This is a genomic window from Bacteroides sp. AF39-11AC (assembly GCF_003474285.1).
Taxonomy (GTDB): domain Bacteria; phylum Bacteroidota; class Bacteroidia; order Bacteroidales; family Bacteroidaceae; genus Bacteroides.
In genome coordinates this window covers 179,818-200,579 of the sequence record NZ_QROH01000003.1, presented here as the reverse complement: position 1 = coordinate 200,579, position 20,762 = coordinate 179,818, and the positions used below count along the sequence as shown (strand labels likewise).

Here is a 20,762-nt window from a genome sequence, read left to right as displayed (position 1 = left end):
TATGAATAATTTCGTCTTTTACAGTCCTACCGAATTTGTATTCGGTAAGGATACGGAAATGCAAGTCGGTGCACTGGCGCGGAAGCATGGTGCGCAGAAAGTGATGATTGTGTACGGCGGTGGCTCTGTCGTGCGGAGTGGTTTGCTGGATAGGGTGAAGCAGTCCTTGCAGGAAGCAGGGATTGAATATTGTTTGATGGGTGGCGTGCAGCCGAATCCGGTGGATACAAAAGTGTATGAAGGCATTGAATTCTGCCGCCGTGAACAGGCTGATATGCTGTTGCCTGTGGGTGGTGGTTCTGTCATTGATACAGCCAAAGCCATAGCGGCAGGTGTGCTTTATGAAGGTGACTTCTGGGATTTCTATATCGGAAAGGCTAAAGTGACTAAAGCGCTGAAAGTAGCTGTTGTGCTGACTATTCCTGCTGCCGGAAGTGAAGGTTCCGGTAATACGGTTATAACGAAACTGGACGGTTTGCAGAAACTCAGCCTGCGTGTACCGGAAGTTTTGCGTCCGATATTCTCTATTATGAATCCGGAACTTACTTATACTTTGCCGCCCTTTCAGACAGCCTGTGGTGTGGCTGATATGATGGCTCATATCATGGAGCGTTATTTTACGAACACTCAGGAGGTGGAAATTGGAGATCGTCTTTGTGAAGGCACTTTAATGGCTATCATCAATGAAGCTCCCAAGGTAATGAGAAATCCTGAAGATTACGGTGCGCGTGCCAACTTGATGTGGGCGGGCATGATTGCGCATAATGGTACCTGTGGCGTAGGTTGTGAGGAAGATTGGGCTTCGCACTTCCTGGAGCATGAAATCAGCGCTATTTATGGTGTTACCCATGGTGCCGGGTTATCTGTTATCTTCCCTGCCTGGATGACGTGGATGGTAGAGTATAATGTAGGAAAGATTGCCCAATATGCCGTTCGTGTATGGGGCGTTCCTGAATCAGAAGATAAGAAAGCGGTTGCTTTGGAAGGTATTGGTAAGCTGAAAGCTTTCTTTAGCTCTCTTGGTCTGCCTGTGACATTTAAAGAACTGGGTGTTGAAAATCCTGATATTGACCGTCTGGCGGATAGTCTGCACCGCAATAAAGGAGAGTTGGTAGGGAACTATGTGAAGCTGACAAAGCAGGACAGTAAAGAGATTTATCACCTTGCATGTGCAGGGGAGTGATGGTCGCTTCTATATAAATGGTGAGTTTCTTTTAGATATCGGCCATTGATTTTGAAAAGTTGGCGGGAAAAACAAAAAAGACGGCGAAGTTTCTGATTTACTTCGCCGTCTTTCTTATTTAATTTCGAATTCTTCCTTCATGTCAATCTCTTCCCCTTGCGGGTCGTAGAATACATATTCCAGGAACGCGAGTTTCTGGCTTGGAATAATCTTGATACCAAATCCGTATTTCATCTGCCATTTCCGTTTCAGGGAAACAAGTCCCTGGTTGATGTAAGCAGCAATATACGGGTGGATGTGTAACGAGAATTTCTTAATCTTCAGTTTGTTGACTAAGTAGTCAATTTTACTCTCTAAAGTGTCCGTAAAGAGGATAGAGGACTTGATGGTGCCTTTTCCGAAACAGGTGGGACAGATTTCTGTGGTATTGACATCCATTGCCGGGCGCACACGCTGGCGGGTAATCTGCATCAGTCCAAATTTGCTGAGCGGTAGGATGTTATGTCTTGCCCTGTCTTTCTGCATGTTGGCACACATACGTTCGTAAAGCTTTTGTCTGTTTTCGGCTTCGTTCATATCAATGAAGTCCACCACAATGATACCACCCATATCTCTCAGTCGCAGCTGGCGAGCCAGTTCGTCGGCAGCTCCCAGATTCACTTCGAGTGCGTTGGCCTCCTGCCCGTTGGCATTCTTGGTGCGGTTACCGCTGTTCACGTCTACTACGTGAAGCGCCTCAGTATGCTCAATAATCAGGTAGGCACCACTCTTGTATGAAACCGTCTTGCCAAACGAAGACTTGATCTGCTTGGTGATACCAAAATTGTCGTAAATGGGGAGTTGTCCTTTATACAGTTTTACGATTCCTGCCCGGTCAGGGGCGATAAGAGTTACGTAATCCTTGATTTCGTGGAACACGGCTTCGTCGTTGACGTGGATGTTCTCGAAAGAAGGATTGAACAAGTCGCGCAATAAGCCTACGGCGCGGCTGGTTTCTTCGTAAATCAATGTCGGGAATTTGGTAGCTTTCTGTATTTTGGTGACAGCATCTTCCCAGTGCTTTAATAAAACTTTAAGCTCTCCGTCGAGTTCGGCTACGCGTTTTCCTTCGGCAACGGTGCGGACGATCACTCCGAAATTCTTCGGTTTGATGCTCATCAGCAATTGCTTGAGGCGGGCTCGTTCTTCGCTCGATTTAATTTTTTGTGATACGGAAACCTTGTCGTTGAAAGGTATCAGCACCAGATATCTTCCGGCAAATGAGATTTCGGAAGTCAGGCGCGGACCCTTGGTAGAGATAGGCTCCTTGACAATTTGCACCACTACTTCTTGTCCCACCTTGAGTGTATTGGCTACGGTGCCGTCTTTTTCAAGATCGGGAAGTATGGTTGCCTTGGTGATTTGCGGTAGTTTCTTTTTATCGCTTAAAGTTTGCTTTACGTACTTCTCTAACGAGTTAAATTGAGGACCTAAGTCCAGATAATGAAGAAAAGCATCTTTCTCGTAACCCACGTCCACGAAGCAGGCATTCAGGCCGGGCATCAATTTCTTGATTCGTCCTAAATACATGTTGCCCACCGAGAAAGAAAGGTTTCTTCCTTCGCTTTGAAGTTCCACCAGGCTCTTGTCTTCGAGCAGGGCGATGGAGACCTCTTTGGGCTGTACGTCTACAACGAGTTCACTTGTCACAATTTTTTTGCTTTTTAGGTTCTAAAGTTGACGAGGTTCTAAGTTGACGAGTTTATAAGAGGAAGTGTATTGCGACTATCTTCCTTATCTTCTTTTTCCTTGTCACCTTGCCGACTACAATTTGTTACTTAAACAAAGAACAAACTCGCGAGACAAATAGCTTCACAAGTTTGTTCTTTATTTCTGTCCTTCAGACTAAAAATTACTTTTTGCTTTTATGTCTGTTCTTTCTTAGTCTTTTTTTACGCTTGTGCGTAGACATTTTATGTCTTTTTTTCTTCTTTCCGCTAGGCATAGCTTCAATAATTTAATGGGTTAATACTCTTGTTTATTATTTCTTCACGGAGATGGTGAATGTTTTTGCAGGCTTAAATGCCGGAATGTTGTGTTCCGGAATGATAATCGTAGTATTCTTTGAGATGTTACGAGCAGTTTTCTGTGCTCTTTTCTTCACTACGAAGCTACCAAACCCGCGGAGGTAAACATTTTCATCTTTTGATAAAGATGCCTTTACTGTGTCCATGAACGCTTCAACCGTAGTAAGCACTGTTACTTTGTCAATCCCGGTGTTCTTTGTAATTTCGTTTACAATATCAGCTTTAGTCATTTTTCTTTAAAAAAAATATTATTACTATAGTTTCCTAATTTTTTGGACTGCAAATATATAGCTTTTTACGCTCTCTAAAAAATATATTCTGGACAATTTTCTAAAAAAGTCTTTTGATTAAGGTTTGTTGGGGGAAAAAGAACTATTTTTGTGCTGTAGGAAGGGCTACACGCTTTTATATTAGGGATGTAGCCATAAATTGTGAAGAAGTTAGCCATCCAAGGCGAAAGACGTTGCCCTTTTTAGACTTTTATAACTATCTGTAATAGAGATGAATATATTTAGTGAGAAATTGATAGCCTGGTATGCCGAAAACAAGCGTGAATTGCCTTGGCGGAATACCACCGACCCTTATATTATATGGATTTCAGAGATTATACTGCAACAGACCCGGGTAGCGCAGGGTTATGATTATTTTTTGCGTTTTATCCATCGTTTTCCTAATGTGACAGCCTTGGCTGAAGCACCGGAAGATGAGGTGATGAAATGCTGGCAGGGACTGGGGTATTATTCCCGTGCACGTAATCTGCATGCGGCGGCAAAAAGTATGAATGGTGTTTTTCCGGTTACTTATGAAGGGGTGCGTGCGTTGAAGGGGGTAGGGGACTATACTGCTGCGGCTATTTGCTCATCCGCCTACGGTATGCCTTATGCAGTGGTGGACGGGAATGTCTATCGTGTGCTTTCGCGCTATTTCGGCATCGATACGCCGGTGGACAGTACGGAAGGCAAGAAATTGTTTGCTGCTTTGGCAGATGAGATGATGGATAAATCGCAGCCTGCTGTCTACAATCAGGCGATAATGGATTTCGGTGCCATACAATGTACGCCGCAATCACCGAATTGCCTGTTTTGCCCTTTGGTTGACAGCTGCTCGGCCTTGAAGGAGGGTACGATAACGAAGTTGCCCGTAAAGCAGCATAAGACGAAAACCACCAATCGTTATTTCAATTATATATATGTACGTGTGGGCGCGTGTACCTACTTACATAAGCGGACGGAGGATGATATCTGGAAAAATCTTTTCGAATTTCCGCTGATAGAAACGGAAGCGCCTGTGACGGAAGAAGAGTTTCGTGAATTGCCCCAGGTACGTGTGCTTTTTGCAGACGGGGAGGTTTCGGGATTGCGTTTAATCAGTGGAAATGTGAAGCATGTGCTCTCTCACAGGGTGATTTATGCCAATTTCTATGAAGTTGTTTTACCGGAAAATTCCACTTCTTTTTCTGCCTTCCAGCGGGTGAAAACAGAGGATTTGGAGCAGTATGCGGTCTCTCGCCTGGTGCATGCCTTTCTGGAGAAATATCTATAAAAGTTGCGCTAACTCTTGCATTGTGTGATTATTCTGTTTAATTTTGGCAGCAAATTCAAATAAAAAGAAAAAAGGCTTATGTCAGTAAATAAAGTAATATTGATTGGAAATGTAGGTAGGGACCCTGAAGTAAGATACCTTGATTCCGGTATCGCTGTGGCTTCTTTGCCTTTGGCTACTACAGACCGTGCATACACATTGGCTAACGGTACGCAGGTACCCGAAAGGACGGAATGGCACAATCTGGTACTTTGGCGCGGACTGGCAGAAACAGCCGAAAAATATGTGCATAAAGGGGATAAACTTTATGTGGAAGGCAAAATACGTACCCGTTCATACGATGATCAGACCGGCGCAAAGCGCTATGTTACGGAAATCTTTGTGGACTCTATGGAAATGCTGAGCCCCAGAGGAACTGCTGCACCGGGTGCTGCCGCTCCGCAACCGGGTATGTCACAAGGTGCTCCTGCACAACCTATGGCGCAATCGCAGGCAACCCCTGCACAAGATAATACAACGGACGATTTACCGTTCTAATTGTTTAACTAAAACCAAGATCTTTGGACCCAGACGCTTATTTATGCCAGTTGGCAAATGTTTTTAATGGTATATCCGTACATAGCCCTACTATTTCGGCAATCATCGCCATTGTGTTGGCAGGCTTGCTGTTGTTCGTATCCGGCTTTGCCTCAGCTTCAGAAATAGCCTTTTTCTCTCTTTCTCCATCCGACCTGAACGCCATTGACGAGAAGAAACACCCCTCGGACGAGAAAATTCGCAAACTACTGGATGACACGGAAAGGTTGCTGGCAACCATTCTGATAACGAATAATTTTGTGAATGTAACCATCATCGTGCTCTGCAACTTCTTCTTCATGAGCGTGTTTGAGTTTCATTCTCCTATTGCGGAATTTCTGATACTGACCGTCATCCTGACCTTCCTGCTGCTTCTTTTCGGTGAAATCATGCCGAAGATTTATTCAGCCCAGAAGACGTTGGCTTTCTGCCGTTTCTCCGCCCCGGGTATCTGGATGTTTCGTTCCCTCTTTTATCCGGTAGCTTCCATGCTGGTGCGTTCCACTTCATTCCTGAACAAGCATTTTGCCCGCAAAAACCATAATATCTCGGTAGACGAGCTTTCTCACGCCCTTGAGCTGACGGATAAGGCGGAGCTGAAGGAAGAGAATAATATTCTGGAGGGTATCATTCGTTTTGGCGGTGAAACGGCGAAGGAGGTGATGACTTCCCGTCTGGACGTAGTCGATCTGGATATCCGCACGCCTTTCAAGGATGTATTGCAATGTATCATCGAAAATGCTTATTCCCGTATTCCTATTTATTCCGATAACCGGGATAATATTAAGGGTATCTTATATATCAAGGACCTGCTGCCTCATTTGAATAAGGTGGATTTCCGTTGGCAGTCACTGATACGTCCGGCCTATTTTGTTCCGGAAACCAAGATGATTGATGATTTGTTGCGTGATTTTCAGGCCAATAAGATTCATATAGCTATTGTGGTTGATGAATTCGGCGGTACTTCGGGAATTGTGACAATGGAGGATATCATCGAAGAGATAGTAGGGGAGATTCACGACGAATATGATGATGAAGAACGTACGTATGCAGTGCTGAACGATCATACGTGGGTGTTTGAAGCCAAAACTCAGTTGACGGACTTTTATAAGATTACGAAGGTGGACGAGGAAGTCTTTGATGAAGTAGCGGGTGATTCTGATACGCTTGCAGGATTACTGCTAGAACTGAAAGGTGAATTTCCTTCCCTGCATGAAAAGGTTACCTACGATCACTATGAATTTGAAGTCCTGGAGATGGATAACCGCCGTATTCTTAAAGTGAAGTTCACCATCAATACTCCTCCGTCGGATTCCGATAAGAAAGATTGATTTATAAAATAATATGTCTCTTTTCATACAACATACGTATCCTTCATATAAGTGGGGAGTCTGGAAGATGGACGAAACACTGGATGAACTGCTGAGCATGCTTCCACAACAGGAAACATACCTGGAGGGGTTGCAACGTTTCTCTGCTGAACATCGCCGTCTGGAGTGGCTGTCGGTTCGTGTATTGCTGTTCACTCTATTGGGAGAGGAAAAGGAAGTTGCTTACTATCCCAGCGGAAAGCCGTATCTGGCAGATAAATCTGCATCTATCAGTATTTCTCATACACGTGGGTATGTATCGGTGATTATCGGTGAAGCCGGTAAGGAAGTGGGCATTGATATAGAACAATACGGTGAACGGGTACATAAGGTGGCGCATAAGTATATGCGTACTGATGAACCTCTGTCTTCGTATCAGGGGACCGATACCTGGGCTTTGTTGCTTCATTGGTCGGCCAAAGAAGTGATGTTTAAATGTATGAATACACCGGAGGTTGATTTCCGGGAGCATCTGCGTATTTTTCCTTTTACGGTTACTGAAAAAGGAGCCTTCTCAGCTGAAGAGTACAGAACGCCGGAACAGCGTAAATTTGAAATTCGCTATATGTTGCATCCGGACTTTGTGCTGACCTGGCAAGTCGATTAATTTTAAAAACATGATACTATGAAACTACAACGCTATTTCTGTATTCTTCTTCTCTGCTTGCCTGTGCTGGTTTATGCACAGTCGGATAAAACTGTTACGGTCAGCTATGAACGGTCTGCCAAGGAGGAAGTGACTTTCTATGCCGAAACTCAGTCGCACACGCCTTATACGGTATCTATGACTTTTTCCCGGTTGAGTAATACTACCTCTTCTGAAGGAGAGATTTATGATGCCGTTATCCATTATGGCAAAACACGTCTGCTGACTTTGCGTCCGACTACGGAAAATGTTTCGATTGGATTCTCATATCGTTATACCTATAAAAAGGGAAATAACCGCTTGAAGACGGATACCAGTTTTGTGTATCTCTTCCCTCTGGCACAAGGGAAGGTAGTCCGTGTGAATAAGATGGTGTCTTTAGAGAAATTCCTTGGGAAGGAAGGGGAGAAACGTGTTACAGGTCTCGGCTTTTCCACGACTGTCGGAGATACAATTTTTGCTGCCCGTGGCGGACTCGTGACGGAAGTTGTTGATAACTCCGCTTCCACTTCCGAAAATACATCGTTTCATTCGACGGAAAATTATCTGGAGGTTTTCCATAAGGACGGGACTTTTGCCCGTTACAAATTATTTCAGAATGGAGGGATCTTTGTCTCTCCGGGTGAAAAGGTGATTCCGGGACAGCCGCTTGGCATCATTGGCGGGGAAAACTACAAGCAGGGTTCCCACTTACGTTTTAGTATTTATTGTCCCGATCAGCCGGATTACTCGTATGTACCTGATTTTTGTCTTTCTCCCGAGGAAACAGGCAAACCTGAAGAGCGGGTGATGTATAAGTCTTGGCATCCTACCGCAATTGTCATACAGGAGATGAATAAAAAAGAGAAGAAGAAATTTCTGTCAAAGGAATGAATCGTTGACAAAAAGATAGTAAAATGCTTGTTTGTTTCTATTTAAATGCTTATATTCGACCCGTTGAATAATTTATATGGGTCTTTTTGTTAACTAAATGTCAAAATAATAAGCAAGCACTATGGAATTACCTTTTGCAGAGTCTTGGAAAATTAAAATGGTGGAGCCCATTCGGAAGAGTACCCGCCGGGAACGTGAACAATGGCTGAAAGAAGCCCATTACAATGTGTTCCAGCTGAAATCCGAACAAGTATATATCGATTTGATTACCGACTCCGGTACGGGAGCAATGAGCGATCGCCAATGGGCGGCGATGATGCTGGGCGACGAAAGTTATGCGGGTGCCTCCTCTTTCTTCAACTTGAAAGAAGTAATCACTCGTCTGACTGGTTTTGAATATGTCATTCCCACCCACCAGGGGCGTGCTGCCGAGAATGTCCTTTTCTCCTATCTGGTGCACGAGGGGGATATCGTTCCGGGCAACTCTCACTTTGATACCACAAAGGGGCATATTGAGGGCCGGAAGGCCATTGCTTTGGATTGTACTATTGATGAAGCGAAAAATACCCAGTTGGAAATACCTTTTAAAGGCAATGTAGATCCAGTGAAACTGGAAAAAGCGTTGCAGGAGCATGGTGACCGTATACCGTTTATCATCGTTACCATTACGAACAACACGGCCGGCGGACAGCCCGTATCCATGCAGAACCTTCGTGAAGTCCGTGCTCTTGCGGATAAGTATAATAAACCTGTATTGTTTGACTCCGCGCGTTTCGCAGAAAACGCTTACTTCATCAAAATGCGTGAAGAGGGCTACAGTGGTAAAACGATAAAGGAAATTACTAAAGAAATGTTTGATCTGGCTGACGGTATGACTATGAGCGCCAAGAAAGACGGTATCGTCAATATGGGAGGCTTTATTGCTACACGAAAAAAAGATTGGTACGAAGGTGCCAAAGGCTTTTGCGTGCAATATGAAGGGTATCTTACTTACGGTGGTATGAATGGTCGTGACATGAATGCACTTGCCACAGGGCTGGATGAGAATACGGAATTTGATAATCTGGAAACCCGCATCCGGCAGGTGGAATATCTGGCAAAGAAGTTGGATGAATATGGTATTCCTTATCAGCGTCCTGCAGGCGGACATGCCATTTTTGTGGATGCAACGAAGGTGCTGACGCATGTACCGAAGAATGAATTTCCGGCACAGACTCTAACGGTTGAGCTATATCTTGAAGCTGGTATCAGAGGATGTGAAATCGGCTATATCCTGGCGGACCGTGATCCGGTTACCCGTGAGAACCGTTTTACCGGATTGGATTTATTGCGCCTGGCTATTCCCCGCCGCGTCTATACGGATAATCACATGAATGTGATAGCGGTGGCGCTGAAAAATGTTTTTGACCGTCGTGAAAGCATTACAAATGGAGTCCGCATTGCTTGGGAGGCTCCCCTGATGCGTCATTTCACTGTTCAATTGGAACGTACATAATCACTTTCTTTTTCATAATATCAATGAGGTTGCCCGGGTTCATAGGTTGAAGGGGTAACCTCATTTCTTTTATTTATCTTCTTTCTCGTTATTCATTCTGTAACTTAATGCTCCCGACGGGCATTTCTTGATTTGAGCAATCAATTCTTCCGTCGTTGCGTTTTCAGCCGTTATCCACGGTTTTTCTTTCGGATGATACACATTCGGAAGGGTCTTGGTACAAATGCCTGCATGTTGGCACAGTCCGGGTTGCCAGATAATGGTCACTTCCCCGTTCGTATATTCTTTCTTTATATTCATAACTGTTTATTATTGAATGTGAATACCTTTCATTACAATTCTTTTCCATTCAGGATGTTTGTGAATGTATCCCGCTACAAACGGGCAGAGAGGTACTAATCTAAGTCCTTGTTTTTCTATATCTTTTAATGTTTTTTCTACTAACTGGCTGCCGATGCCTTTACCACCCAGTTGAGTGGGCACTTCGGTGTGTGTCAGGTAAATCTCTCCATTCGTTGATTTCATGTACTCAATCTTTGGAGTATATTTCTCGACATGGAACTCATATTGGTGACGTTCTTCATTGTCGATCAGTTCATAATCTGCTTCCATAACTCTTCGTATTAATCGTTTACTGTATGTTATAACATACGGATAATAAAATTTGTTTTGGGAAAGCTACAGAATAAAATGTCCGGGCGAAATCCCTTCGACCGGACACCATTCAAATAAACTTGGCAGAGTTTATTGTTCCTTACTTTCTTTGAAGCAGAGTGGATGAATGAAATGATGGGACGATTTGCCCGTTTCATTAGACTCAACGCTTTTTCCTCGAAAGCAGTGATAAAAACAGTGCATGGCAGGTCTTCTGACTTGTTTCTGTTGCCAGGCGCCTTCCCGGAAGCGGACTTCCAGTGGCTATTGGTAGTTTGCCTGCAACCTATCATGAAACTTACAGCAGCGGGACTGTTCAGGATTTGCACCTGATTCCCTTTTAATTACCGTCTCCGAACAAAGACAGTAAACCAATGCATTGCAAAGATAAGGAAAAAAGTGATTAGTGGTTAGTGATAAGTGATTATTTTTCCTTTGCCAGTGTGAATACGAATTCCAATCCGCCACCCTGGTTGTTCTTGGCCGAAATGGTACCTCCATGGATGATTACCGAGTTCTTTACGATAGCCAATCCCAATCCTGTGCCACCCAGTTTGCGTGAACGTCCTTTATCTACCCGGTAGAAGCGTTCGAATAAGCGGTTCAGATGTTCGGGAGAGACACCTACGCCGGTATCGGCAAAACTGAAATAGTAGAAATTCTCGTCCTCGCGGAAACAGCTGATGTTGATACATATATCCGTGCCTGCATAGGCAATGGCATTGTCCATCAGGTTGCGGAAAATGGAGTATAGCAGGGAGTAGTTTCCCCGTAGTTGTATCTTCGGCTTTAGGGAGTTGACTACGGTGATATGCTTTTCTTCCAGTTCCAGGGCTACCTCGTTTATAATATTGCCTACCAGCAGACTGATGTCTACTTTCTCCATGTCGATCATGTTGGCGGCTTCGTCCATACGCGTTAATACGGAGATGTCGCGTAGCAGTCGGCTCAACCGGTTGCTTTGGGCGTAGCATCGCTCCAGGAATGTCTGCATCTTCTCCCGGGAAATGTTTTCATTGTTGACGATGGTTTCCAGATATCCCTGTATGCTGCTGACCGGGGTCTTCAGTTCATGTGCGATGTTCTGCGTCAGCTGGCGTTTCAGGCGGATCTGCTCTTCTTCCTGGGTGACGTCGTTGATGGATATCTCGAAGCTTAAGTCCTGGAATATGATGCATTCCACAATAAACATACGTCCATTCTTATTGATGTTGATAGACATACGCTTTTCTTCCTTTCCCGGACGCTTGGGAGTCTTGTTGATGAAATCCGTGATTTTCTGGAACTCATTGATGGAGAATATTTCCTCCGTTGTTTGCAGGTTGGAGTCCGAAATCAGGTTGCTGTACTGTGTGAACAGGTTGTTGACCAGGATTTCTTTCTTGTCTTTATTGAATACGCCCAATCCTTCATGCGAGGTTTGTAAGTGGGTGATCAGTTTCTCCCGTTCAATGTATAGCGCCTCTTTTGTTTCTCGCAATCGCTTGTATATCTGGATGATATGTTGCGAAATCTCTCCCAGTTCGTTGTGCGGAAAGGCGGATTGCATATCTGTTTCCACAGGTTCATTCTTATCGGCACGTTTGGCAAACTCACGTAGCTGATTGATGGCTGTCCCCAGTTTAGAGGTGAATTTGTAGAAGATGAATATTAATAGCAATGATACGATGACGGTAAACCAAATGTAGTGCTGGTCTGCTGCAAGGTGTCGTATAAGGTTCAGGTCATAGGGGAGGGCGGAACGTATGATGTAGCCCTCATAGAGTGTGGCAGAATAGAAATAGGGCACTCCCGTTGTTTCGGAAGTACGACGTACGTCATATCCTTTTCCTTCTGCCAGCGCCTTTTGCACTTCCGGGCGATTGATATGATTGCCCAACTTCTGATTTTCGTAGCTGTCATATAATACGTCACCCTGTACATCAACTACCGTAATACGTAGATCCTGTTTGATGTACTTTTGCAGGTACTGTTCCAAGGTTCTATCCCATAAGCTGTCCGGGATGTGGGCAAGCTCCTGGTGCAACCGTTCATTATAGTCCTGTAGCTGTATATCCAGCAGATCTATCTTATATTCTTTTTCACGCTGGTATTGATATGCCAGGAAGCATCCGGCAAATACCAGAAACAGTGAAATGACCGAAAGAAACAACTTCCGGCTGAACGACAGGAAATGTGTGGTATTATTCAGCTTCGAAGCAGTATCCATATCCTAAGCGAGTTACGATGCATTTACCATAAATACCTATTTTCTTACGCAAACGGGTGATATTCACATCAATGGTGCGGTCCAGTACATAGACCTCGTCGCTCCATATCCGTGCCAGTATATCTTCGCGGGAGAATACGCGTCCTTTGCTCTGGAGGAGTAAAAGTAATATCTCAAATTCCTTTTTGGTGAGAGGGGCTTCTTCCCCGTCGATACTTACTTTCTTTTTCACAATATCAATGACTAACGTTTTGTAGCTGATTTGTTCAGGTGCCCGTTCGGGTTCTCCTTGTTGGGTGCGGCGCAATACAGCTTTGACGCGTGCAATGACTTCACGCAGCGAGAAAGGTTTGGAGATGTAGTCATCGGCCCCCAGATTGAAACCGGTTACCGTATCATTTTCCGTGTCCTTGGCGGTGATGAATATAATAGGTACCTGAGCGGTCTGCTTATCTTTCTTCAGTAAGCTGGCCATTTTGAAACCGGATATTTCTCCCATCATCACGTCCAGCAGCAACAGGTTGTAGCTACCGATATCCATTTTCAACGCCTCTTCGGCAGAGTTGGCCATATCCACTTCATACCCTTCATTTTCAAGGTTGAATTTCAGGATCTCGCAAAGGTCCTCTTCATCGTCTACAACTAAAATACGATAATCGTTCATTGCTTTTTCTAATTAATATGAGGTATTCAAAACAAATTCTCCTACCACAAAGTTATACTTTATTTCTTTTCAGCGACAAAGGTGCGGTGTTTTTGTTACGGGAAAGTGAAACACGTGTTACAATTTGGTTACATTTTTGCTTTTACAGGATGAAAATAGAAATTCAATCCAATGCAAAGAAACAAAAAAATGATAGTTGTATAGCAGGGAATGAAGATATGGTAAATTCGGTTGAAATATATATTTTACGATAATAAACCGAATTTGCTATGAGAAAGAACCAATTATACAGCGAAGAGGAAATGAGGGGAGAATATTCTTAAAAATGACTCTCAAGAAAAAAATGTGGAGCAAAATGTGGAGCGGACTTTTAAATCTGGCATGAAGTGTGAGAAATCCGAGGATTTTTCAGTAAATTTGTATTTAAGATAAACATATAATAATATGAAGGAATTGGCAAGTATTGATTTTCAGCGTCATAAATGGCGTATTTCTATCTTGACGGGTCTGTTGGTGATTGTTGTGGCAGGTTCCTTTTGGCTGAATACAGCTCCGTTCCGTTCCGGTTTTGAGATAACGGATGAGTTGGGAGGCAACATCTTTCCTTCCAGCATTCTTTCTGTAGCGACGACGGATGCGCAAGTCATAGTTCCGGCTGATTCCTTATATGTAGGTAATTCTAAATCCTGTATTTCTATCCGGATTCGTTCGGGGAAGGCGTATAGCAGGGTACGTATTGAAGTTTCTGAAACTCCGTTCTTTTCCCGTTCCGTATCAGAGTTTGTGTTGGCTAAACCACGGACGGAATATACGATTTATCCCGATATTATCTGGAATTACGAAGCGCTGAAGAATAATAACCAGGCGGAACCGGTTAGTGTGGCTGTAAAGGTAGAAATGAATGATAAGGATTTGGGGCAGCGGGTTCGTACTTTTTCTGTCCGCAGCATTAATGAGTGCTTGTTGGGGTATGTTACGAATGGGACTAAGTTTCATGATACAGGAATTTTCTTTGCGGCATACGTTAATGAGGAGAATCCGATGATTGACAAATTGTTGCGTGAAGCACTGAATACACGCATTGTCAATCGTTTCTTGGGCTATCAGGGTGGCAATGCTGAAGTGGTGGACAAGCAAGTCTATGCTTTATGGAATGTGCTTCAAAAGCGTAATTTCCGTTACAGTTCCGTTTCCAATACCAGTTTGTCCAGTAATGTAGTCTTTTCCCAGCGGGTCCGTACGTTCGATGATGCACTGGAGTCTTCGCAGATTAACTGTGTGGATGGTAGCGTGCTGTTTGCTTCCTTGCTTCGTGCCATTAATATAGAACCTATATTGGTTCGTACTCCGGGACACATGTTTGTGGGGTATTATACGGATGCCGGTCGCAAGAATATGAACTTCCTTGAAACTACTATGATTGGAGATGTGGATCTGGATGATTTCTTTCCGGATGAGAAGCTGGATTCAACGATGGTAGGTAAATCACAGAATCAAATGTCACGGCTAACATTCGATAAGTCTAAGCAATACGCTAATAATAAGTATAAGCAAAATGAAGAAGGAATACATTCCGGGAAATTGAATTACATGTTTTTGGAGATTTCTAAGGATGTGAGAAGGAAGATACAGCCTATTGGAAAATAAGCAAAACTTGTTGAATGAATGTGCAATTTAAAGCTGTTGACGAAAAATACATCAAAGAGTTTCTTAAAGTATTAGGTTAAGTTCTTTGGGAACTTGGCACATAACCTCCATTGTAAGCTTTAGCTGAGTATGGAGAAGATATCCCAAATAATGCAAGCAATACTAATGATAAGTAATAATTGTTTTTCATAAGCTCTATAATTTGGATTTATTTGCAAATATATAAATAAATTTAATATTTACCGAATGAGTTGTATTAAAAATATGTAAGTGAATATTAAAATATCTATTTTTATGCTTTAGTAAACTATAGATTATCGTATCAATATATAATATATTGACTCGTTTGAAGCTTTATTTGATTTTAATATATTGATATTAGCATTATATTAATGTTTAAATAAGGATATATGTAACTATATTTAGTAATATGATATCGTTTGTCTGTCTATTTGATATTATTCGTATAACTGTATGTATGGAGAATTTTATGTTTTATATATATTATTTCTGAAAATGGAAATAGAGAATGGTAGAAATTAAAGAATAATATCTGAAAATATGACTATCGTTTTCCCTTAATTAAGGGAAATATTAATGTTAGATTATTAATTAAAAGGGCGAAGAAATATTAATCTATTAAATAAGATTATCTGTTTTGGGTAATATATAATTCATAGGTGAATTTATTTATTTGTCGTGTGTTGTAAAGTAAATGTCAGACTATTAAGTAAATAGTAAAATAAATAAATAAATTCTTTTTAGAATGTGATAAGTAATAAGTGTCCAGTATATTCCTGCATGATTTTCTTACGCCAAGTTCCCAAAGTACTCAACAAGCAAAGAAAATCACAGGTAAGGTCGTAGATGCGACAGGTGAACCGATCATTGGTGCCAGCGTATTGGTAAAGGATACCGGTACGGGTGCTGTGACTAATCTTGATGGCGATTTTTCGGTTGATGTTTCAGTGGGTAACACATTAGTAGTATCTTTCGTTGGTTATAGAACTGTAGAGGTTAAAGTTACAAATGCTTCTTCTTATGCAGTGACTATGCAGGATGATTCACAAACATTGAATGAAGTTGTTGTAACGGCAATGGGTATTAAAAGAGAGAGAAAATCTTTAGGTTATGCCATTGATGATGTGAATGCAGAAGAACTTATGAAAAATAAGAGTGTAAACCCTATTAACTCTTTGGCAGGTAAGATTGCTGGTGTTAATATTACGCAAAGTGGTGGTGCTGCTGGTTCAGGTTCTCAAATCATCCTTCGTGGCGGTACTTCGCTTGAACGTGATAATCAACCGGTTTTTGTTGTGGATGGTGTAATCTATGATAATTCTACTACAGTGGTTGGTAACTCTGCTTTTGATGGTAGTACATCGACGTCTTCTACGCAATCAAATCGTGTAATGGATATCAATCCGGAGGATATTGAGAATATGTCAGTCCTTAAAGGTCCTGCTGCCGCCGCACTTTATGGTTCTCGTGCTGCTGCGGGCGTTGTTATCATTACTACTAAAAAAGGAAAAGAAGGTGCCGTTGAGGTAAATTTCTCCACTAAATATATTACCCAATGGGCTAAGTATCTTCCTAAAGTACAGAATAGATATAAAAGAGGTTTTGCTGAAGACCAATATACGGATGGTAAATATACCGGGACGACCTATAATGACTTTAGTTATAACTCCTGGGGAGAGACCATAACGGATGGTACTCCCATTTATGACAATATCGGTGATTTCTTCCAACAAGGCGGTGCTTGGGATACCAATGTAAGTGTAGCTGGAGGTTCTAAAAATAGTAGTTTTTATCTCTCGGGTTCTTATTATAATCAAGATGGCATTATTCCAACCACGGGTTATGAAAAAGCAACATTCCGTTTCAATGGTGAGCAAAAGTGGAAAATATTCACTTTTGGTGCAAATGTGGCATATTCTCAGGCAAATACCGATAAGACTCTGACTTCGGCAGGACTTTATGGTTCGGATGGTTCGGGCACAATGACAAGCGTATACCGTTGGTCACCCACTGATGATATGACCCATTATCTGAATGAAGATGGTACTCGATATCGTATGTTCGGCGATCGCCTTGATGTGGTTGATGAGCGTACTAATCCTTATTGGATTCTAAATAAGAATAAGATGAAAGATAATACTGAGCGTTTCACTGGTAACTTCAATGTCAAGGCTGATATTACAGATTGGTGGTGGATTAGCTATCGCATGGGAATTGACTCATATACTACTGACAATTCAAATACACTTGGGGCTGGTGGTGTTTATAAACTACAATGGCAAAAAGGCATGTATAGTGAAAATTCTTATCGTTACAAATATCTTTCTACCAATTTGATGACAAACTTTGCTAAGCAATTCGGAAACTTTAATTTTAATTTGATGTTGGGTACTTCTACCGATGATACTCGTACGTGGTCTAATTACCGGATGGCTTGGAATTTTGAGGTTCCTAATTTTTATGCGTTTGATAATGCTACAAGTGAGAATCGTAATTTCTCAAGTGCACGTTCTCAAAAACGCCTTGTAGGTGTGTTCGGTGAATTTCGTGCAGACTGGAAAAGTACTTTGTTTCTGACTGTATCTGGCCGTAACGACTGGTCTTCTACGCTGCCTGTTGAAAATCGCTCTTATTTCTATCCATCTGTAAGTGGTAGCGTTGTATTTACGGAATTTCTTCCCAAATCAGACTGGTTATCTTTTGGTAGAATTCGTGCGAGTTGGGCGCGTGTAGGTAAAGATACAAGCCCATATTCATTGGACACTGCATTGTGGCCGAGCCAATCATTCCTTGGAGGTTTTACAGGTGTTAGTAATTACTGGCAAGCGGGCAATGCTGCATTGAAACCTGAGATTACTGAATCTACAGAAATTGGTCTTGAATTGCGCTTTTTCAACAATCGTTTGAAATTCGACTATGCGTTTTATACTAATAACTCTTATGACCAAATAATGTCACCTCGTTTATCTAATGCAACAGGCTATATTCTGCGCTCAGTAAATGCGGGTGATGTATATAATAAAGGTATGGAGCTCAGCATTGGTGGTACTCCGATTCTTACCAAAGACTGGAGTTGGGAATCTACGCTTAATGTGAGTGGTAACCGTGGCACTGTCAAGAATTTGATGGAAGGTGTAGAAATTCTTTATGTAACCGATGTGCAGGTAGGCAATGCTAAAGCGGCATCGTTTCCTGATGGTAACTTCATGGCAATTGCAGGTAGCGAATGGAAGCGCGATGATCAGGGGCGCGTTATGCTTGATAAGAATGGTCTTCCTGACAAAAATACTAATAAAAATCTTGAAATTGGTAATCGCGAACCTAAGTTTGCCGGTGGTTGGAATAATACAATATCATATAAAGGACTCTCACTTAATATGCTGTGGGATTTCCGTGTAGGAGGACATGTGTACAATGGAACACAATATGCTATGACAGGTGCGGGCGTGAGCGAACTTTCGGCTAATCGTGAAAAGATTGAAGTATCGGGTGTAAATACAGCCGGCGAATTCGTAACTAATACATTTGAGGCTGGTAAAACATACATCTACAATGGTAAAGAAACGAGTGGTAAAACAATTATAGCCAATTACTATCAGGATATTTATCCTTATGAAGCTGCAAATTTTATGACGAAAGTCAATGCGCTCCGTCTGCGTACGATCTCACTCTCATACGATTTTCCAAAGGCTTTACTTGCTAAGATAAAAGTTCTTAAACGTGCTTCGATTACAGCTACCGCCAATAATCTTCTTCTCTTTACCAACTATGATGGTGACCCCGAAGTTGCAGCGGCCGGTTCAGGTGCAGTTGGTTCATCTTCGGTAGGTATAGACTATTGTGGTGTTCCTTCAACAGCAAGTTTCTCCTTTGGTGTTAATCTGACCTTCTAAATATTGTTTAACTACAAGAAAAATCAAATCTAATATGAAACTATATAAGAAAATAATCCTCGGAGTGGCAGTTTGTATTTCTCTTTCTGCATGTACCGATTGGCTTGATGTCAACACCAATCCGAATACTCCTATATCTACTGATGCTGAATTTCATCAGCGCATGCCTTGGATGCAATATTATATGAGCCATATCTACCATATTGTTGCTTCTAATTCAAGTTTCTATTGCGGTCATTTTTATCGTAACAACGAACGTGAAGGGGGAGCTGCAAAATGGCAATTAGGCTCTTCAACACGTGCAGTAAACGCACAGCAATGGTTCTTTACTCAAGTAGGTGTGAATTGTAATGACTTGTACAATCAAGCGATGGAGGCAGGTGCTTATCATTATGCCGGAGCTGCCAAGTTTTTCCGGGCTTATGGTTTTATGATGCTTACAGATTTATTTGGTGAGATACCTTATACTGACGCATTTGGTGATAATCCTTCTCCTGTTTATGATAATGGCAAAACGATATTTCTCGGTTGTATTACTGATATTGATGAGGCCATTGATTTATTTTCCAGGCAACAAGAAGTGGTAAATGGTATCACTCCTGTATCATTGGCTGAAGGTGACTGCTGGAATGGAGGTGATGCAACTAAGTGGCTTAAAATGTGCTATCTTCTCAAAGCCCGTTGGCTGAATCATTTGATTAAAAAGGAAAGTGGTAGCTACAAAGAAGGTAAGTACGATGCCCAAGAGATTCTTAGCTGTCTGGCTAAGGCTCAGCAAAGTAATGCCGATAACACTCTCATCAGGCACACAGATACCAATACACCTTCTCATGATGTATTAGGATGGAATGAACCGGTGGACTATTCAGCTCTTTATTCTTGTATTGGCATGAATAGTAATATTTACATCACTAAGTGTTACTATGATAATTTGACAAACTTTGACGGTAGGGGTGTAGAAGATCCGCGTGCTGACAAATTTATTCCTTGGGCTCGTTCTGAAAAGGGTGTTACCACTCCTGCTGATATCAAATGGTCAGATGACGGCAAGTGGCGTCGTTCGATGGGCGTTGATATGCAAACCGATATTTTGAGTCAGTCGGGACCTTATGCATTATCGTTCAATGCTACTACTCAGACTTGGTATTGCGACAGCCCGTCTCGTCAAGGCGATACGATTTATGTGTGGACTACTTGTGGTGGAACTGGATATGCGGGTGGTGTTGATATTCTCTACCGGCGCAATAAAAGTTATGATCGTTCCGCACTCAGTGGGGTATTCTATGCTCGTCCCACAAGTCCTACGTTTATGGCTTCTTATGCTGAGGCCTGTTTCATTAAAGCCGAGGTACTTTTCCGCCAGGGTAACAGGGATGGTGCATTCACCGCTTACAAGGAAGGCGTAAAAGCAAGCATTGATGCTGTTAATGATCAGATTGGTGTATGGACTTCTGAAGATGCGAATTTGACTTCTTGTCCATCATTTACCCATATTGAGCAAGTGGAAATTGATGATTTCCTGAACAATGGTCTGGGAACTGCTAATGACCTTACTATTGGTAAGATTTTGACTCAGAAAATGCTTGCAATGCCTTTTTCTAATGAGAACTGGAACGATATGCGCCGTTATGACTACGATACTGATGTATTCATGAATTGGGATAAATCCTATTATTACCGGAATACTCCCGCTGGCTTTACTTACTGTCCTGAAGGTGAATATCCTCGTCGTTGGAAACAGGCTTCGTTTGAACTGACCTACAATACTAAGAATCTTTCTGCAATTGGCGCTGAAGTTCCTGGTGCGGCTGAACTTGGTGATGGATGGTATAATAGTAATGTTATTTGTACATTGCAAGTATGGTGGGATTCTAAACAACAATAATATGCTGTAGTATTTGATGAATTTAAAAATAGAACTAT

The 20,762-nt window shown here is 42.3% G+C and carries 16 protein-coding genes and 1 riboswitch; of the genes, 10 read left to right on the top strand and 6 right to left on the bottom strand.

The features are described 5' to 3' along the window. Position 1: 1 nt before the first annotated feature. Entirely contained in the window at positions 2-1,183 is a 1,182-nt protein-coding gene (locus DW036_RS06495) for an iron-containing alcohol dehydrogenase (RefSeq protein WP_118462246.1), read from the top strand. Positions 1,184-1,297: 114 nt separating this feature from the next. On the opposite strand, the gene DW036_RS06490 is transcribed toward DW036_RS06495, so the two are convergent. Beyond that, positions 1,298-2,872, bottom strand: a complete 1,575-nt coding sequence (locus DW036_RS06490; protein ID WP_007214496.1) for an Rne/Rng family ribonuclease — start codon at positions 2,870-2,872, stop codon at positions 1,298-1,300. Between the two features lie 331 nt (positions 2,873-3,203). Next, the gene (locus tag DW036_RS06485) at positions 3,204-3,479 is read right to left on the bottom strand and encodes an HU family DNA-binding protein (RefSeq protein WP_007214495.1); all 276 of its coding nucleotides are present in this window, start codon (positions 3,477-3,479) and stop codon (positions 3,204-3,206) included. A gap of 271 nt (positions 3,480-3,750) precedes the next feature. Here DW036_RS06485 and mutY point away from each other — a divergent pair, with 271 nt between their 5' ends. The 6 genes from mutY to DW036_RS06455 all read left to right on the top strand — a co-directional run bounded on the left by mutY (position 3,751) and on the right by DW036_RS06455 (position 9,751). Further along, positions 3,751-4,791 (top strand): A/G-specific adenine glycosylase, encoded by a 1,041-nt coding sequence (mutY, locus tag DW036_RS06480; RefSeq protein ID WP_118462244.1) that lies wholly within the window; start codon positions 3,751-3,753, stop codon positions 4,789-4,791. Between the two features lie 78 nt (positions 4,792-4,869). Next, positions 4,870-5,328, top strand: a complete 459-nt coding sequence (locus tag DW036_RS06475) for a single-stranded DNA-binding protein (protein ID WP_007214493.1) — start codon at positions 4,870-4,872, stop codon at positions 5,326-5,328. A 23-nt stretch (positions 5,329-5,351) separates the two neighbouring features. Beyond that, on the top strand, positions 5,352-6,698 hold the full coding sequence (locus DW036_RS06470) for a gliding motility-associated protein GldE (protein ID WP_118462242.1): 1,347 nt from the start codon (positions 5,352-5,354) through the stop codon (positions 6,696-6,698). Positions 6,699-6,711: 13 nt separating this feature from the next. Next, complete coding sequence (locus DW036_RS06465) at positions 6,712-7,344, top strand: 4'-phosphopantetheinyl transferase superfamily protein (RefSeq protein WP_118462240.1); 633 nt, start codon at positions 6,712-6,714, stop codon at positions 7,342-7,344. Positions 7,345-7,362: 18 nt separating this feature from the next. Continuing rightward, positions 7,363-8,256 (top strand): M23 family metallopeptidase, encoded by an 894-nt coding sequence (locus tag DW036_RS06460; RefSeq protein ID WP_118462238.1) that lies wholly within the window; start codon positions 7,363-7,365, stop codon positions 8,254-8,256. A gap of 121 nt (positions 8,257-8,377) precedes the next feature. Next, positions 8,378-9,751, top strand: coding sequence for a tryptophanase (locus DW036_RS06455; protein ID WP_118462236.1), 1,374 nt, complete (start codon positions 8,378-8,380; stop codon positions 9,749-9,751). 69 nt (positions 9,752-9,820) lie between these two features. On the opposite strand, the gene DW036_RS06450 is transcribed toward DW036_RS06455, so the two are convergent. The 4 genes from DW036_RS06450 to DW036_RS06435 form a co-directional block, all read right to left on the bottom strand. Next, positions 9,821-10,051 (bottom strand): (4Fe-4S)-binding protein, encoded by a 231-nt coding sequence (locus tag DW036_RS06450; protein ID WP_007214486.1) that lies wholly within the window; start codon positions 10,049-10,051, stop codon positions 9,821-9,823. A 9-nt stretch (positions 10,052-10,060) separates the two neighbouring features. Next, positions 10,061-10,363, bottom strand: coding sequence for a GNAT family N-acetyltransferase (locus DW036_RS06445; RefSeq protein WP_118462234.1), 303 nt, complete (start codon positions 10,361-10,363; stop codon positions 10,061-10,063). A 228-nt stretch (positions 10,364-10,591) separates the two neighbouring features. Next, positions 10,592-10,796: riboswitch (cobalamin riboswitch) on the bottom strand. A 33-nt stretch (positions 10,797-10,829) separates the two neighbouring features. Then, positions 10,830-12,614 carry a cell wall metabolism sensor histidine kinase WalK gene (locus tag DW036_RS06440; RefSeq protein WP_118462232.1) on the bottom strand — a complete coding sequence of 595 codons (1,785 nt, stop codon included), beginning with the start codon at positions 12,612-12,614 and terminating at the stop codon, positions 10,830-10,832. Continuing rightward, positions 12,589-13,278: a response regulator transcription factor gene (locus DW036_RS06435; RefSeq protein ID WP_118462230.1), complete on the bottom strand. Its 690-nt coding sequence runs from the start codon at positions 13,276-13,278 to the stop codon at positions 12,589-12,591. The genes DW036_RS06440 and DW036_RS06435 overlap by 26 nt, the downstream gene beginning before the upstream one ends. Before the next feature lie 444 nt (positions 13,279-13,722). Between DW036_RS06435 and DW036_RS06425 the strand changes: the two genes are divergently transcribed. From DW036_RS06425 to DW036_RS06415, 3 genes are all read left to right on the top strand, one after another. Further along, a complete protein-coding gene (locus DW036_RS06425; protein ID WP_118462227.1) occupies positions 13,723-14,925 on the top strand; it encodes a hypothetical protein in 1,203 nt (400 codons plus the stop codon). Positions 14,926-15,707: 782 nt separating this feature from the next. Continuing rightward, positions 15,708-18,839 carry a SusC/RagA family TonB-linked outer membrane protein gene (locus tag DW036_RS06420; protein ID WP_118462225.1) on the top strand — a complete coding sequence of 1,044 codons (3,132 nt, stop codon included), beginning with the start codon at positions 15,708-15,710 and terminating at the stop codon, positions 18,837-18,839. A 34-nt stretch (positions 18,840-18,873) separates the two neighbouring features. Beyond that, positions 18,874-20,724 (top strand): SusD/RagB family nutrient-binding outer membrane lipoprotein, encoded by a 1,851-nt coding sequence (locus DW036_RS06415; RefSeq protein ID WP_118462223.1) that lies wholly within the window; start codon positions 18,874-18,876, stop codon positions 20,722-20,724. Positions 20,725-20,762: the final 38 nt, after the last annotated feature.

Coding starts and splice junctions, on each gene's coding strand:
- DW036_RS06445 (WP_118462234.1), bottom strand. CDS start 10,363: ATGGAAGCAGATTATGAACTGATCGACAATGAAGAACGTCACCAATAT.
- DW036_RS06415 (WP_118462223.1), top strand. CDS start 18,874: ATGAAACTATATAAGAAAATAATCCTCGGAGTGGCAGTTTGTATTTCT.
- DW036_RS06435 (WP_118462230.1), bottom strand. CDS start 13,278: ATGAACGATTATCGTATTTTAGTTGTAGACGATGAAGAGGACCTTTGC.
- DW036_RS06425 (WP_118462227.1), top strand. CDS start 13,723: ATGAAGGAATTGGCAAGTATTGATTTTCAGCGTCATAAATGGCGTATT.
- DW036_RS06455 (WP_118462236.1), top strand. CDS start 8,378: ATGGAATTACCTTTTGCAGAGTCTTGGAAAATTAAAATGGTGGAGCCC.
- DW036_RS06465 (WP_118462240.1), top strand. CDS start 6,712: ATGTCTCTTTTCATACAACATACGTATCCTTCATATAAGTGGGGAGTC.
- DW036_RS06475 (WP_007214493.1), top strand. CDS start 4,870: ATGTCAGTAAATAAAGTAATATTGATTGGAAATGTAGGTAGGGACCCT.
- DW036_RS06450 (WP_007214486.1), bottom strand. CDS start 10,051: ATGAATATAAAGAAAGAATATACGAACGGGGAAGTGACCATTATCTGG.
- DW036_RS06495 (WP_118462246.1), top strand. CDS start 2: ATGAATAATTTCGTCTTTTACAGTCCTACCGAATTTGTATTCGGTAAG.
- DW036_RS06485 (WP_007214495.1), bottom strand. CDS start 3,479: ATGACTAAAGCTGATATTGTAAACGAAATTACAAAGAACACCGGGATT.
- mutY (WP_118462244.1), top strand. CDS start 3,751: ATGAATATATTTAGTGAGAAATTGATAGCCTGGTATGCCGAAAACAAG.
- DW036_RS06460 (WP_118462238.1), top strand. CDS start 7,363: ATGAAACTACAACGCTATTTCTGTATTCTTCTTCTCTGCTTGCCTGTG.
- DW036_RS06440 (WP_118462232.1), bottom strand. CDS start 12,614: ATGGATACTGCTTCGAAGCTGAATAATACCACACATTTCCTGTCGTTC.